The organism is Rhodococcus sp. WAY2 (assembly GCF_009859915.1).
Lineage (GTDB): Bacteria > Actinomycetota > Actinomycetes > Mycobacteriales > Mycobacteriaceae > Rhodococcus_F > Rhodococcus_F oxybenzonivorans.
On sequence record NZ_CP046572.1, the window covers coordinates 5917650 to 5932284 of the forward strand.

Below are 14635 nucleotides of genomic sequence, written 5' to 3' on the forward strand. Positions count from 1 at the left end.
CCTGTGCGGATGCCTGTGACACAGCATGAAATCCCCGACCGCAGAGAGCTCGGTCGATGGGCCCCGTGGCTGGGTCTCACCACCAGTCTCGCTGCCGTGTTCATGCAACTCCTCGACGCCACGATCGTCAACGTCGCGCTGCCGAGCATCGCGGTCGACCTCGGCGCTTCGGTGTCTGCCCAGCTGCTGATGGTGAGCGTGTATACCCTCTCGTTCGCATGTTCGCTGATCACGGCCGCTCGGTTGGGTGATCTGCTCGGCAGGCGCCGGGTCTTCCTCACCGCTCTGGCCGTGTTCGTTCTCGCATCCCTGCTCTGCGGGCTGGCACAGACGCCGATGGAATTGGTCCTGTCGCGGGCCGGGCAGGGCCTGGCTGCCGGATCGATGTCTGCCCAGACCTTCGCCATCATCTCGGGCCTGTTTCCCCAACGTGCCCACCCGCGGGTCTTCGGTATCTACGGAGCGACCATCGGGCTTGCGACGATCTCAGGTCCCCTCGTCGGGGGGCTTCTCATCCAGTGGGATCTGCTCGGTTGGGGGTGGCGCCTCATCTTCTTCGTGAACATCCCGCTCGGCATCGCCGCGCTGGTGCTCGGGTACTTCTATCTCGTCGACGCCAAGGCTGACGGTGTCCGGCGACTCGACGTGGGCGGCGCCGTCCTGTCGGCGGTGGGCCTCTTCCTGCTCATCTTCCCGCTGGCGGAGGGACGCGAGCGGGACTGGCCGACCTCGATCGTGGTGATGCTGGCCTGCTCGGTGCCGGTGCTCATCACCTTCGTCGTGTACGAGTGGCGTCTCGGGCGCCGTGGTGGTGACCCGGTGCTGCGGGTGGAACTGTTCGCCGATCGTGCGTTTTCGATCGGCGCCGTCATCGCCTTCGTATTCTTCGGGACACTTACCTCGCTGATTTTCACCATCTCGCTCACGCTCCAGTTCGGCTTCGGATTTTCGCCGTTGCGGGCGGGGGTGATGACGTTGCCGTGGGCGTTGGGTACGGGTCTCGCCGCGCTGACGTCTTCGGTGGTCTACCGGCGAATCGGCAACCTCGTACTTCCGCTGGGGATGCTCCTGTTCGCGGGCTCGCTCGTCGTGCTGGCCGCTCAGTTACAGCACGAGGGAACCGATCCACGGTGGGGGGCCTTGGCAGGTCCGTTGTTCCTGGGAGGTGCCGGGCTCGGGTTGTTCGTCGCCCCGCTGCAGACGGCGATCCTCGCCACTGTGCGACCGGACAATGCGGGCTCGGTGTCCGGGTTGCTTCCCACGGTCCAGCAGGTAGGCAGTTCCCTCGGCCTCGCCGTGATCGGGGTGGTGTTCTTCAACCTGGTGGCTACGCAGTCGTCGGAGGCTGTCCAGGCGGAGAGATCTTCCCTCACCGCGGAACTGGTACGGGTCGGTGTGCCGGCGCCCCTCGTTCCGCGGGCCGAGGAGACCTTCGTGCGGTGTGCCACGGACCAGCTCGGGTCGACCTCGCCGATGAAGGTGCCTGACGACTGCCGGTCGCTCGGGTCGGGAAGCGCTACGGCCTTGGGTGCTTCGGGGCAGCAGATCGCAGATTCCGCCCTGGTCGCCGCCCGAGAATCCACGCGTGCGGCGGCGGGTGAGGCCTTCCTGCAGGCGGAGCGGCGCATCCTGTGGATCATCTCGGCGGTGGCCGCGGCAATCGGCGTGGCGTCGCTCACCCTTCCGCGGCGGAACCGGCAGGGCGAAGCAGAGTCAGGCGGTACGGCCCGACGTCGCCCACAACTCGGCGATACCGACGCCCACCTGGCCGAGCAGAGTGCGCACGAGGGGTAGACCGATCCCGATCACGCTCGACGGATCACCGTCGATGCGCTCGACGAACCACCCACCGAGACTGTCGAGTGTGAACGCGCCCGCAACCTGCAGGGGCTCTCCCGTGGCTAGGTACGCCTCGAGGTCGGAGTCCTCAGGGCTGGCGAAGTGAACCACCGTGGCGCTCGACTCGTATGCGTCGCCGATCACGGAGCCGTTCACCACCCGCAGAACACTGTGCCCGGTAAGCAGGGTCGCGCTACGGCCGGCCATGGACGCCCAGCGAGAGCGCGCCACTTCGACCGACCCGGGTTTGCCCTGCAACTCGCCGTCGAGCAGCAACATGGAGTCGCATCCGACCACCACGAAGTCGGAGAGGCCCTCGCTCGTCAGGCCCGGCAGCACATCCTTCGCCTTGGCGCGGGCCAGTTCGGTGACGACGTGCTCCGGGGGCGCCTCGGCACCGAGTGCCGCGATGAGCGCGTCCTCGTCGACGCCGGACACCCGGACGATCGGCTCGACCCCGGCGCTGCGCAGCACAGCGAGTCGCGCCGGGGAGGCCGAGGCAAGTACGAACGCCGTCACAGTTGGCGCCTCACGACCACCGGCAGCGTCACTGTCAACGCCGGGATGCCGAGACGTTCGGGAACGCGTACGGCGAGAAGGGCGCCACAGTGCGGTGCATACGCGTGGGAGCGCCCCAGGACTCCGGTGGCAGATGCGAATCGGGGTCTCCGCTGCCGCTGTTCGCGGCGGCCGTCAACACGATGACCAGGGCCGCGATTTCCTCATCGGTGGGCGAGCCCTTGATCACCGTCACGAAGGGTTCGGTGGCGGCGGCACCCGGTTCCGCGGGCAACAGCGTGGTGTCCGCGTCCCCGAGGGCGGCCTCGGCGGCGGAACCGTTGACCGACGCCCTCTCGGCAGCCGTGTCCGAACCGTTCTCCGTGCGCTCTTCAGTGAAAGCGGTCATAGCGGAATGTTCCCATGCTTCTTGGGCGGGAGGGTGACCATTTTGCGTTCGAGGAGGCGCAGGGCGGCCACGATCTGTCCGCGGGTGTGGGAGGGCGGGATGACGGCGTCGACGTAGCCGCGTTCGGCGGCGACGTAGGGGTTGACGAGGGTGTCTTCGTATTCGCGTTGCAGTTGCAGGCGCAGCGCGTCGACGTCGTCGCCGTTCTTGGCGGCCTCGAGGAGGCGTTTGCGGTAGACGAAGCCGACGGCGCCGGAGGCGCCCATGACGGCGATCTGGGCGGTGGGCCAGGCCAGGTTGACGTCGGCGCCCATGTGTTTGGAGCCCATCACGTCGTAGGCGCCGCCGTAGGCTTTGCGGGTGATCACGGTGATCTTCCCGACGGTGGCCTCGCCGTAGGCGTAGAGCAGTTTCGCGCCGCGGCGGATGATGCCGTTGAACTCCTGGTCGGTGCCGGGCAGAAAGCCCGGGACGTCGACGAGGGTGATGATCGGGACGTTGAACGCGTCGCAGGTGCGCACGAAGCGGGCGGCTTTTTCGGAGGCGTCGATGTCGAGGCAGCCGGCGAAGACGGTGGGCTGGTTCGCGACGATCCCGACACTGCGGCCGTCGACGCGGCCGAAGCCGACGACGATGTTGCCGGCGCGTTCGGCCTGGACTTCGAGGAATTCGTCGTCGTCGAGGATCCGGCGGATCACCTCGTGCATGTCGTAGGGCTGGTTCGCCGAGTCCGGGATCAGGGTGTCGAGTTCGAGGTCCTCGTCGGTGAGGAAGTCTTCGATGGCGCCGGGGATCGGGTCGGTGGGCTGGGTGCGGGGGGCGGCGGCCTGGTTGTTGCTGGGCAGGTAGGACAGCAGGTCCTTGACGTAATCCAGGGCGTCTTGTTCGCCGGAGGCGACGTAGTGGGCGACGCCGGATTTGACCATGTGGGTGTGTGCGCCGCCGAGGTCTTCCATGGTGACGTCTTCGCCGGTGACGGTTTTGATCACGTCGGGGCCGGTGACGAACATCTGGGAGGTTTTATCGACCATCACGACGAAGTCGGTGAGGGCGGGGGAGTAGACGTGGCCGCCGGCGGCGGGGCCCATGATCAGCGAGATCTGTGGGATCACGCCGGAGGCCTGGACGTTGCGGTGGAAGATTTCGCCGTATAACCCGAGGGAGACGACGCCTTCCTGGATGCGGGCGCCGGCGCCTTCGTTGATGCCGATCAGGGGGCGGCCGGTCTTGAGGGCGAGGTCCATGACCTTGACGATTTTTTCGCCGTAGATTTCGCCGAGGGAGCCGCCGAAGACGGTGGCGTCCTGGGAGAAGACGCACACGTCGCGGCCGTCGATGGTGCCGTAGCCGGTGACGACGCCGTCGCCGACGGGGCGGTTGTCGGCGAGGCCGAAGTTCACGCTGCGGTGGCGGGCGAGGGCGTCGAGTTCGACGAAGCTGCCGTCGTCCAACAATGCGGTGATGCGTTCGCGGGCGGTGAGCTTGCCCTTGGCGTGGACCTTCTCGACCGCTGCTTCACCGCTGGGGTGCTGCGCCTCGGCCTGACGATTACGCAGGTCGGCGAGCTTTCCCGCGGTCGTGTGAATATCGGGCGTGCTCGCCGACTCCGGCGCGCTCGGCTCCTGAACAGTGGTCATGACAGGTCAGCTTAACGAGAGTGGCGGGGCCGTGGCCAAGGGAGGTGGGCGTCCGAACGCGGCTACTGACCAGTACATTTTCGGGCCCACCATAGGCTGGAGAAATGTGGACTGATCTGAACCGACCCCCGCTCGACGCCGACGCACTGCGTAAAGCCCTCGTCCGCGGCGACGACGAAGGATCCGCCGGCGGCGATCCGCGCGCGTTCTGGTCGCGGCTGGACGTCGTGCAGGAGACCGGTTCCACCAACGCGGACCTCCTTGCGCGGGCTGCCCACGCGGACTGTGACCGGCACGTCCTGCTGGCCGAATTTCAGGGGAGCGGGCGTGGGCGCCACTCGCGCGCCTGGGTCAGCCCACCCCAGGCGCAGATCGCCGTCTCCGCGCTGCTGACGATGCCTGGGATGAGCGTCGGCGACATGGGCTGGCTGCCGTTGCTGACCGGAGTTGCGGTGGTCGACGCGGTGCGCGCCGTCGCGAAGGTGCCCGCCGAATTGAAGTGGCCGAACGACGTGCTGATCGACGGCCGCAAGGTGGCTGGAATTCTTGCCGAAGTGGCCACCACGACGCCTGATCCGGCGGTCGTCGTCGGAATCGGGATCAACGTCACCCTCGCCCGGGATGAGCTGCCCGTTCCACACGCGACGTCGTTGTTGCTCGAAGGCGCGGAGGTCACCGACCGGAACACACTCGTGCGAGCGGTGCTGCGCGCCATCGCGGATCGGTGGCAGCAATGGCACGACACGAACTGGGACGTCACCGATCTCGCGGACGCCTACCGTGCCCGCTGCGGCACACTCGGTCAGCGGGTGCGCGCAGAATTGCCTGGCGGCACTGAACTTCTCGGGATCGCGACGGACATCGACACCGAAGGGCGGGTGGTGATCGCGCCGGACGGCCGAGCAGACACGGTAGCGGTCTCCGCGGGCGACATCACACATTTGCGTCCGGTGCGCATGGAGTGATGCCACACTGTGGTACATGAGTACCTCGAGTCCCGAATCGGCCGACCTCACCGTTCGGCGCACAATGACCGGTCTCACCGTGGTACTCGGACTGCTGACACTGGGTCTCGGGGTCGCGGTGCTGGTATGGCCGGACGTCACCCTCACGGTGGTCGCCGTCCTCATCGCCATCCAGTTCTTCGGTTTCGGTCTGGTGCAGATCATCCGGGCGTTCGCCGACGTCGACGCGGGCGGGGCCGCTCGAACGCTCGTCGGCGTATCCGGTGCGCTCGCAATACTTCTGGCGTTCCTGGTGCTGCGGAGCCCGCTCCAGACGGTGGTGATCATCGCCCTCGTCGTCGGTGCGTGGTGGGTGTTCCGTGGCGTGCTCGAGATTGTCGAGGGCGCGTCGGGAACTGCCGCGGACCGTGGGCTGAGCATCGTGCTCGGCGTCATCAGCGTCGTGGCCGGAGCGATCGTGCTGCTGCAACCCGAACTCTCGCTCGAGGTATTCGTTATCGTCGTCGGAGTATGGATGGTGCTGTACGGCATCATCATCGTCATCACCCCGATCGTGCTGAGCCGTATGCGGTGAGGGCAGACTCTTCCGTATGGGATACCCCGAGGACGCCCTCGCCGACGACGAGGAACTCTTACTCCATCGTCATCCGCACTGGAAGATGTTGCTGCTGCCTGCCGTCACCCTGGTAGCGGCAACGGCCGTTGCAGGATTCGCGCTCGGCTTCGCCGGGAACAAACTCGACGGGTCGTCGCTGAACGTCGCAATGATCGTCGTGGTCTCGCTCTGGCTCGCGGTCGTGATCTGGCGATGCCTGGCGCCGTTCCTCAGCTGGAAGTCCACACACTTCATCGCCACCGACCGTCGGGTACTCATCCGGCACGGCGTGCTGACCCACACAGGCATCGACATTCCGATGGGACGAATCAGCAACGTCCAGTTCCGGCACGGCCTGCTCGACCGGATGCTTCGTACCGGCACACTGGTCATCGTCTCGTCCTCCGACGATCCCCTCGAGTTCGACGACATTCCCGACGTGCAGCGTGTCCACTCGCTCCTCTACCACCAGGTGTTCGACGCGATGGATCTGCACCGTGGTCGCGAGCGCGAAGACCCTCGCGGGGACGTCGATCCCGGCAATGGCTGGTAACCGGTCACAGCTGTTCGCGCATCTCCGTACCCTGTGTAGGTGACTGCCGTATTGCTTGCCGAAGATGACGAAGCCATTGCCGCCCCGCTGTCGCGGGCACTGGGTCGGGAGGGATACGACGTCACCATCGAGCACACGGGGCCGGCGGCGTTGGAACAGGCGCTCGACGGTGCGTACGACCTGTTGATCCTCGACCTCGGATTGCCGGGAATGGACGGTCTCGAGGTCTGCCGGCAAGTCCGCGCCCACAGTTCGGACCTGGCGGTGCTCATGCTCACCGCCCGCACCGACGAAGTGGATTTCGTCGTCGGTCTCGACGCCGGCGCCGATGACTATGTCGGCAAACCGTTTCGGCTGGCGGAGCTGATGGCGCGGGTCCGTGCCCTCCTGCGTCGCCGCGGCGGCGGCGAGGATTCCGTCGTCGAGGTCGGGGGCATCCGTCTCGAACCGGCCGCCCGGCGAGTAATGGTGAACGGCGCCGAAATTGCGCTGGCCAACAAGGAGTACGAACTGCTTCGGGTCCTGCTCGAGCATGCGGGACAGGTGGTCTCGCGCGACACCATCCTCGCGGAGGTGTGGGGCGACGTCGAACTGCGAGGGTCCAAGACGCTGGACATGCACATGTCGTGGCTGCGCCGAAAGATCGGTGACGAGGGGCCCGCCGCCGAACGACGGATCGCGACGGTCCGCGGCGTCGGTTTCCGGATCAACACCGACTAGGCCGGTTCGTGCGCCGCAGAATTCTCCAGTCGATCCTCGCTGTCGTCATCCTCACGGCGCTACTGCTCGGTGTCCCGCTGATCTACACCGCCTGGTTGTGGGTGGAGGACTTCACCCGCAGTGACCTCCAAATTCGCCTCGACCGGATGGCGACGGAAATCATCGCCCAAGAAGGTGCGGACGGTGTCGTGGAGGGGGCCCTCGACATCGATTCGCTGCGTCTTCTGACCCCATCGGACGGCCGGTTGGTGGTGGTATATCCGACCCCCGACGACGGCGCCGCCCGCGTCGATATCGGGGAACCCGTCGTCCCCTCACCGCTGGTCGAGTCGCTGGCGATGGGCACGTCCGGTTCCCTGCGCCTCGAGGTGCCGTCCGACGAGATGCGCACTCAGCAACGCCAGGCGGTGGGCGCCGTGGCGCTCCTGGTCCTGGTGTCGGTCGCAGCCGGAACCGTGGTCGCGGTCGTCACGGCCAACCGGCTCGCCGGCCCGCTGCGGGACGTGGCCGGCCGCGCTGCCCGTCTCGCCGAGGGCGATTTTCGCCCGGACAGTCGTCGCCACGGCATTCCCGAACTGGACAGGGTGTCCGATGTCCTCGATTCCGCCACCGTCGAGATCGCCGGCAGGCTGCAGCGTGAGCACGCCCTCGTCGCCGATGTGTCGCACCAATTGCGCAGCCGCCTGACCGCTGTGCGCCTGCGCCTCGACGAACTGTCGGAGCACTCCGACCCCGCTGTCGTGGTCGAGGCGGACGAGGCGATGGCGCAGGTGGACCGCCTCACCGTCGCGATCGACGAACTGGTGCGCTCCTCGCGTAACAGCGGTACCGAAAACCATGTCTCCGTGATCCGGGAACTCGGCGTTGTCATCGCCGACTGGAAGCGGCCTTTCGAGGATGCCTCTCGCGACCTGGTGCTGCGCGGTGATGCCACGGTGATGGCGTCGACGACGGGCTCACGGCTGCGTGAGGCCGTCGCGGTGCTCGTCGACAATGCCCTCATGCACGGCGCCGGCACCTGCACTGTCGCGGTGCGGCTGATTCACGGGCAGACGCTCAGGGCGGCGGGTCCGGATGCTTCCATCCGCGAAGCGACGGTGTGCGTGGAGGTCTCCGACGAAGGCGACGGGGTGAGCAACGACCTCGCGCCGCACATCTTCGACCGCGGGTTCTCCGGGGCCGGATCCACCGGAGTCGGGCTCGCGCTGGCCAGGGCGCTGATAGAGGCCGACGGGGGCCGGCTCGAGTTGCAGCGGCGCCGGCCGGCGTTGTTCGCGATCTTCGTCCCGGTCGCGCGGGAGCACGTGCCGACCCGGGTGGCCGGGATCAGGGAGCCACGGTAGGAGCGCTCCCTCGGCTCAAGCGTGGCCGATTTCTTCCTCGGCGGCCTCGTCGACCAGATCCGGATCGATGCGGACAGTCTGTTCCGGGAAGGCGAACCGGCGCAGCGCCCAGAACCGGAAGACCATCTGCAGAAGATTCCCGATGATGTAGTTGAGCACGAAGTCGACGATCACCAGAGTGGTGAGATTTTCCTGGTTGGCACGGATATCGAAGACGTTGTTGGCGGTCCACAAGGGGGCAGCGGCGATGAGAACTCCGATGCCACTGATGGTGAAGAACAGCAACGCCTCGTGGTGGCGCTCGCGTCCACCGCGATTCTTGAAGGACCATTCGCGGTTGAGGATGTAGCTCAGCACTGTTGCCAGGACGCCGGAAAGAACCTTCGCGACGACCGGCTTCTCTTCCAGGATCGTGAGGCTGAGCGAGTAGAAGATGGCCAGGTCGAACACCATAGTGGTGCCGCCGACGATGGCGAACTTGATCAGTTCGTGATGCCGCAACGCGAGAGCCCGGAAAGGCTGGGGTACGCGTGCAAGGACACCATCGACGAATGACACAACGGAGAAGTTTACGAAAGCAGGACGCAATACCACTAACTGGCGGTGAAATCATCAGGAGAATCACAGAAAGTGACGTGCTACCACCTCGGCGCGGGGACCCGGCACCGGACGTGACAAACTTATGACCCGTGACCGGCAACTCTGACTCCTCACCGCGTCCCACGACCCCCCGCGATCTGCACGCCGGGCAACCCGTCGTGACGATGATCGGCGGTGGCCAACTCGCGCGGATGACGCACCAGGCCGCGATTGCGCTCGGCCAGACGCTGCGCGTGCTCTCGGGTGCGCTCGACGAACCTGCCGCACAGGTGAGCCCCGACGTCGTTCTCGGCAGCCACACCGACCTGAACGCGCTGCGTGAGGCGGCAGTCGGTTCGCATGCGCTGACCTTCGACCACGAGCACGTCCCGACCGAGCACCTCGACGTCCTCGTCGCCGAGGGCGTCAATGTGCAGCCGCCGCCGCAGGCGCTGGTGTATGCGCAGGACAAGCTGGCGATGCGTCGCAAGCTCGGCGAGCTCGGTGCGCCCGTCCCGGCCTTCGCCGAAGTGACGTGGGCCGAGGACGTCGTGAAGTTCGGCGCGCAGCACGGATGGCCGCTGGTGATCAAGGCCGTCCGCGGCGGATACGACGGCCGGGGTGTCTGGATCACCGACGATTCGGACGAAGCCGAGCGCATCGTCACGCAGCAACTCGACAACGGTGTCGCCCTCCTCGTGGAGGAGAAGGTCGACATGCGCCGCGAACTGTCGGCGATGGTGGCACGGTCACCGTTCGGCCAGGGGGCCACGTGGCCGGTCGTGGAAACCGTTCAGCGGCACGGCCAGTGCGCCGTCGTCCTGGCTCCGGCTCCGCAGCTGCCCCAGTCCCTCGCCGCAGCGGCAGAGGGATTGGCGTTGCGGCTCGCCTCCGAACTCGGTGTGGTGGGCGCCATGGCGGTAGAGCTCTTCGAAACCTCCGACGGCACCCTCGTGGTCAACGAACTGGCGATGCGCCCGCACAACTCGGGCCACTGGACCATGGACGGCGCCCGCACCTCGCAGTTCGAGCAGCATCTGCGTGCCGTCCTCGACTACCCCCTCGGTGATACCGCGCCGATCGCGCCGCTCACCGTCATGGCGAACGTCCTCGGGGCGCCCACCGCTCCGGAGATGAGCATGGACGAACGGGTCCACCACCTGTTTGCGCGGATGCCCGACGCCAAGGTGCACCTCTACGGCAAGGGCGAACGCAAGGACCGCAAGATCGGCCACGTCAACATCGTGGGCGGCCCCGGGTCCGTCGACGACCCCCAGTACGTGGCCGCGGTGCGTGAGCGGGCCGAGCGGGCGGCGCATTGGCTTTCACACGCGGAATGGACCGACGGATGGGATGTACACGGTGAGTGAATCGGCAGCACAGCAGGGCGCGCAGGTCGGGCTCATCATGGGCAGCGACTCCGACTGGCCCACCATGGAAGCCGCCGCGGAGGCCCTCGCGGAGTTCGGTGTCCGGTTCGAGGTCGGTGTCGTCTCCGCCCACCGCACACCGCAGCGGATGCTCGACTACGCGAAGTCCGCTGCCGGTCGCGGCGTCAAGGTGATCATCGCCGGTGCCGGCGGCGCCGCGCATCTGCCCGGCATGGTCGCCTCGGCCACCCCACTGCCCGTCATCGGTGTGCCGGTTCCGCTGAAGTACCTCGACGGCATGGATTCCCTGCTCTCGATCGTGCAGATGCCTGCGGGCGTTCCCGTCGCGACGGTCTCCATCGGCGGAGCCCGTAATGCGGGTCTGCTCGCCGTCCGCATCCTCGGTGCCGCCGACCCCACCCTGCAACGGCAGATGGCCGCGTTCCAGGACGGGCTCGAATCGATGGTTCTCGACAAGGACAAAGCCCTGCGCGAGAAGCTGCTCGGCTGAGTGCACTGTCAGCGCCGACTGCGGCGGCGCCGACGCACCGCAGTGACGATCTCGTCGGCGATCACATCGGGATGCGCCAGGACGTCGTAGGCCGCGAAGCGGAGCACCATCCACCCCTCCCTGACGAGCCAATTTTGACGCCGTCGGTCGTTCCGGAACACCTTCGGGTCGCTGTGGAATTCGCGGCCGTCGACCTCGACGACGATCCGCGCCTGCTCATCGACGAAATCACCCGAGTACGGACCGATTGGGTGGTTGGCCTCGAGCGGACAACCGCGGAGGCTGAGCTCTCTACCGAGTACCCGCTCGGGTTCCGACGCGGCGCGGAGGGCCGCGTGGCGTAGAAGCAGCCGTGCTGCGGGTGCGCCGTGCCGACCGCGGTGGGTGATGCAGAGGTCCCGGAATTCGTCGGGATCGACGCTTCGGTTGAGTTCGGTGTCGACAAGCGACGCGACGTCGCGCTCTGGCATGACGACGGCGCAGTCGAAGAGCGCTCGAGCGGACGAGACCACAGGGAGCAGCGACACCATCGATACCGACGATGTCGGGAGGTCGCGGCGGTACAGCCGTAACCAGTCCGGGGGCGTCACGCGGAGCGCCCTGGGGATCGTCGCCTCGACGACCACCGGCTCGGGTAACCACCCGTAGAGCCAGGCTGCTGTGCGGTGACTCAGGACCCCGTCCGGGCGCCACTCGGACAATGCGGCGCACCGGATATACGTGTCGGGTTCGACGAGGGAGTACACCGATGGCAGGACGCGGTGGTAGCGGCCACTCCGGCACCGGGCGGCGATCGTGCCGCGCGGGATTCCGGCGTCGGTCAGTTCCTTCAGGGTACGAATGCTTGTGGTCATGGTCGACAGCATCGCGGTGACCGCTGGGTCACTCCTGCGGGGAACTGGGACTTCCGGTTGGTCTGTGGATGGGCGTGATGTGGTGGATGAAGCTCGCCGCAAGCACCTATCCTCCACGGATGAGACGCAGTCGTGGGATCGCGGTCATCCGTGCGTCACGGGGGAATGCACAGTCGGCGGCGATCACCCGCTTGGCGTTGGTGTATGGGCGGGCGTGGGGTGGACGGATTGCCTTCGACGACGAGTTCGGCATCTTCGTGTGCAGCGGTATGAGGGGCGGTTTCGCGCGTGGGGGCACCACCATCGGTGGCGCGTTTCTCACGGGCCGGATGCCGGCGCGTCCGCTACTGCGACACGAGTCGGTGCATGCCGACCAGTGGGCGACGTACGGGTGGACCTTCGGGCTGCGGTACCTGTTCGAGGAGTTACGGCACCCCGGGAGGCGCAACAGATTCGAGATCGCCGCGGGACTGGCGGACGGTGGCTACCGCGTCAGCTGACGCGTGATTTTCTCGGTATCGATCCGCCGCGCGTGAGCCGACGGGTCTGCGTTGGCCACCTGCACCAGCGACGCGCCGGCCGCGAAGACGGCGATCAGCCCGCCGATCAGTGCATCGGGCGAATCCCAATCGGCATCGGACGACACCCGATCCGTCGACGTGATTCCCTGCGCGTCGGCCGACGCTCGTGCGGCCTCGAGAACGTCGTCCACGCCGGCCCCGGCGAGCGCTGGTCCGGCGACGGTCGGCCGGAACTGGTCGCCGTGGACGCGGACGGAGGTGGCGTAGTCGGTAATGCCGACCGGGAGATCGGGGACGGGGCGTCCGAATGCGTCGAGAGAAAGCACCGCGACCTCGGGTACGTCGTCGACGTCGTCGAGACGGTCCACCGACACAAGTGCGACTTCCGCCCGCTCGTCGGGCTCGAGGACGACCTCGGCCCCAGCCCACCAGGCACCGAGGAGAACTGCGGCGGTCTGCCAGTGCGCGGGAAGCAGCACGCACACCCGCGCCCCCGGTTCGAGGGCGAACTCGTCCCGCAACAGATTGGCGGTCTTCGCGGCCCAGTTGGTCAGGGTGAGCGCGGAGAGTTCGACCCGTTCGCCGGTGGCGTCGTCGTAGAACGTCACTCGTGGACCCGCCGGGTCGCTCGCCAGGATGGGGTCGAGAAGGGCATCGGTCAGCGTGCGGGAGGCATGGTTCATGGACACAGCTCGTTTCTCGTTCTCTAGTTCACGCAGCGCGGGCCGGAGGAGCCGGCATCGATGGGCGGGCCGGACGGTGCCGGAGTGGGCGAGGTACCTGCCGCGGAGGACGTGCCGGCGGTCTCGGTAGTTCCGCTCGTGGCGGTGGTCTCCGCGGAGGTCGGGCCGTCGTAGTCGTCGGACAGCACCACGCGAACCGAGCCTTCGGGCAGAGACGAATCGGTGTCGGTGGGCAGCCCACCGAGTGCCGATGCAACCGCCTTGGCGCTGTCGTCGTCCGCGGAGTGGGCGAAGACCGTGGTGGAACTCACCGAGGTGCCGGTGTAGTTACCCACCTCACCCTGTATGTAGCCCAGCGCGGTGAGGGCATCGGAGACACCGGTGGCGAGGCCCCCGATGTCGCTGGCGTTCGCGACATCCACGGTCACAGTGGACGCGTCGATGTTCGGTGTGGTGGTGGTCGGGTCCTCCGAGTCGCTCGGTTCTTCACCGACGAGACCCGCCACATACTTCTTCACGGCCTTCGGATCGACCTCGACGATGGACTCGCCGTAGTCGGTCATGCCGTTGAGATCGGCTACCGGAATGGTGTCGAACTGCACCTTGCCACCGGCCAGGTCCTGGAGTTGGGTGGCGAATTCGATGATGTCCCAGTCGTCGTCGAGTACGACGGAACGCTGGACCGCAGCGCTCAGTTCGTTCAGCTTGCCCGGATCGCTGAGGGTTTTCGCGGACAGAACCTTGCCGACGAGCGACGCCATGAACACCTGCTGTCGCACGATGCGGTCGAGGTCACCGCGGGGGAGGTCGTGGCGTTGCCGGACGAAGCTCAACGCGTCGGCGCCCTTCAGCGACTGCTCACCAGCGGGGAAATGTGCCCCGGACATGTCCTCGTCCACCGGCTCGTTGAGGCACACGTCGACGCCGCCCACCGCGTTGGTCAGGAGGACGAATCCGAGCAACCCGACCTCGGCGTAGTGGTCGACGGTGATGCCGGTCAATTCCGCGACCGATTTGATGAGTGCCTCCCGGCCGGACTCCGTCGACTGCTCCTCGGCCTCCTCATCGGTCGCGCCGCCCTCGACGAGCTTCAACCGCTCCGTTTCTTTGGTGGCGCCGTATGCCGCATTGATCTTGGATTTGCCGATTCCCGGAACGTTGACGTAGGAGTCGCGGGGGATGGAAATGGCGGTGGCGGAACTGCCGTCGTTCGGTACGCGGATCAGGACGATGGTGTCGGTATTGGACGCCACCTCCTCGCCGGCCCGCAGCGAATCGAGTTCCTCCTGGGACAACGGGTTGCCGTGCGCATCGGTGCGGCTGTCCGTACCCACCATGAGGATGTCGACGGCGCCGTCGGCGCTTCCGCCGAGTCCGAGACCGCCCGCCGTCGCCAGATTGTTCCGCAACGAATCGATGCTCCGCCACGCGAAGCCCGTGACGACGAGTGCGAGCACCGACAGCACGGCCGCCGCGATGTGGACGGGATGCCGGCGCGTCCTCGGGGGGTCGCCCGGAACGGGTTGCTCGTGTGACACGCAAACCAGGCTACTGGTCG

At 67.0% G+C, this 14635-nt stretch carries 16 protein-coding genes; 9 read left to right on the top strand and 7 right to left on the bottom strand.

Annotated elements, in window-relative coordinates; translation table 11 throughout:
• Window positions 1–9 precede the first annotated feature (9 nt).
• Window positions 10–1794, top strand: coding sequence for an MFS transporter (locus GFS60_RS26530; RefSeq protein ID WP_159925835.1), 1785 nt, complete (start codon window positions 10–12; stop codon window positions 1792–1794).
• Here the strand turns inward: GFS60_RS26530 and GFS60_RS26535 are convergent.
• From GFS60_RS26535 to GFS60_RS26545, 3 genes are read right to left on the bottom strand one after another with little or no spacing between them, the layout of a single operon-like run.
• Complete coding sequence (locus tag GFS60_RS26535) at window positions 1714–2358, bottom strand: Maf family protein (RefSeq protein WP_159925837.1); 645 nt, start codon at window positions 2356–2358, stop codon at window positions 1714–1716. The two genes, GFS60_RS26530 and GFS60_RS26535, sit on opposite strands and share 81 nt — an antisense overlap.
• A gap of 34 nt (window positions 2359–2392) precedes the next feature.
• Complete coding sequence (locus GFS60_RS26540; RefSeq protein ID WP_159925839.1) at window positions 2393–2746, bottom strand: acyl-CoA carboxylase subunit epsilon; 354 nt, start codon at window positions 2744–2746, stop codon at window positions 2393–2395.
• A complete protein-coding gene (locus GFS60_RS26545) occupies window positions 2743–4383 on the bottom strand; it encodes an acyl-CoA carboxylase subunit beta (RefSeq protein ID WP_109331314.1) in 1641 nt (546 codons plus the stop codon). Before GFS60_RS26545 ends, GFS60_RS26540 begins: the two co-directional genes overlap by 4 nt.
• 104 nt (window positions 4384–4487) lie before the next feature.
• Between GFS60_RS26545 and GFS60_RS26550 the strand changes: the two genes are divergently transcribed.
• Genes GFS60_RS26550 through GFS60_RS26570 form a run of 5 tightly spaced genes read left to right on the top strand, consistent with a single transcriptional unit; the run spans window position 4488 to window position 8559 of the window.
• Window positions 4488–5348 carry a biotin--[acetyl-CoA-carboxylase] ligase gene (locus tag GFS60_RS26550; RefSeq protein WP_159925841.1) on the top strand — a complete coding sequence of 287 codons (861 nt, stop codon included), beginning with the start codon at window positions 4488–4490 and terminating at the stop codon, window positions 5346–5348.
• A 16-nt stretch (window positions 5349–5364) separates the two neighbouring features.
• On the top strand, window positions 5365–5922 hold the full coding sequence (locus tag GFS60_RS26555; RefSeq protein ID WP_159925843.1) for an HdeD family acid-resistance protein: 558 nt from the start codon (window positions 5365–5367) through the stop codon (window positions 5920–5922).
• Between the two features lie 16 nt (window positions 5923–5938).
• Window positions 5939–6496: a PH domain-containing protein gene (locus GFS60_RS26560; protein ID WP_159925845.1), complete on the top strand. Its 558-nt coding sequence runs from the start codon at window positions 5939–5941 to the stop codon at window positions 6494–6496.
• Window positions 6497–6535: 39 nt separating this feature from the next.
• On the top strand, window positions 6536–7216 hold the full coding sequence (locus GFS60_RS26565) for a response regulator transcription factor (protein WP_109331309.1): 681 nt from the start codon (window positions 6536–6538) through the stop codon (window positions 7214–7216).
• Window positions 7217–7224: 8 nt separating this feature from the next.
• Window positions 7225–8559, top strand: coding sequence for a sensor histidine kinase (locus tag GFS60_RS26570; protein ID WP_159925847.1), 1335 nt, complete (start codon window positions 7225–7227; stop codon window positions 8557–8559).
• 15 nt (window positions 8560–8574) lie between these two features.
• Here GFS60_RS26570 and GFS60_RS26575 read toward each other — a convergent pair whose 3' ends face one another.
• The gene (locus GFS60_RS26575; RefSeq protein ID WP_109331307.1) at window positions 8575–9117 is read right to left on the bottom strand and encodes a GtrA family protein; all 543 of its coding nucleotides are present in this window, start codon (window positions 9115–9117) and stop codon (window positions 8575–8577) included.
• Window positions 9118–9248: 131 nt separating this feature from the next.
• On the opposite strand from GFS60_RS26575, the gene GFS60_RS26580 reads away from it, so the two are divergent.
• Window positions 9249–10508 (top strand): 5-(carboxyamino)imidazole ribonucleotide synthase, encoded by a 1260-nt coding sequence (locus tag GFS60_RS26580; RefSeq protein WP_159925849.1) that lies wholly within the window; start codon window positions 9249–9251, stop codon window positions 10506–10508.
• A complete protein-coding gene (gene purE, locus GFS60_RS26585; RefSeq protein WP_159925851.1) occupies window positions 10492–11019 on the top strand; it encodes a 5-(carboxyamino)imidazole ribonucleotide mutase in 528 nt (175 codons plus the stop codon). Before GFS60_RS26580 ends, purE begins: the two co-directional genes overlap by 17 nt.
• An 8-nt stretch (window positions 11020–11027) precedes the next feature.
• Here the strand turns inward: purE and GFS60_RS26590 are convergent, their stop codons facing one another.
• On the bottom strand, window positions 11028–11873 hold the full coding sequence (locus tag GFS60_RS26590; RefSeq protein ID WP_159925853.1) for a DUF559 domain-containing protein: 846 nt from the start codon (window positions 11871–11873) through the stop codon (window positions 11028–11030).
• 119 nt (window positions 11874–11992) lie between these two features.
• Between GFS60_RS26590 and GFS60_RS26595 the strand changes: the two genes are divergently transcribed.
• Entirely contained in the window at window positions 11993–12373 is a 381-nt protein-coding gene (locus GFS60_RS26595; protein ID WP_201453458.1) for a hypothetical protein, read from the top strand.
• Here the strand turns inward: GFS60_RS26595 and GFS60_RS26600 are convergent.
• Both GFS60_RS26600 and GFS60_RS26605 read right to left on the bottom strand, forming a co-directional pair.
• On the bottom strand, window positions 12358–13077 hold the full coding sequence (locus GFS60_RS26600) for a TIGR03089 family protein (RefSeq protein ID WP_159925854.1): 720 nt from the start codon (window positions 13075–13077) through the stop codon (window positions 12358–12360). The two genes, GFS60_RS26595 and GFS60_RS26600, sit on opposite strands and share 16 nt — an antisense overlap.
• Before the next feature lie 23 nt (window positions 13078–13100).
• A complete protein-coding gene (locus GFS60_RS26605) occupies window positions 13101–14615 on the bottom strand; it encodes an LCP family protein (RefSeq protein WP_442972173.1) in 1515 nt (504 codons plus the stop codon).
• Window positions 14616–14635 lie beyond the last annotated feature (20 nt).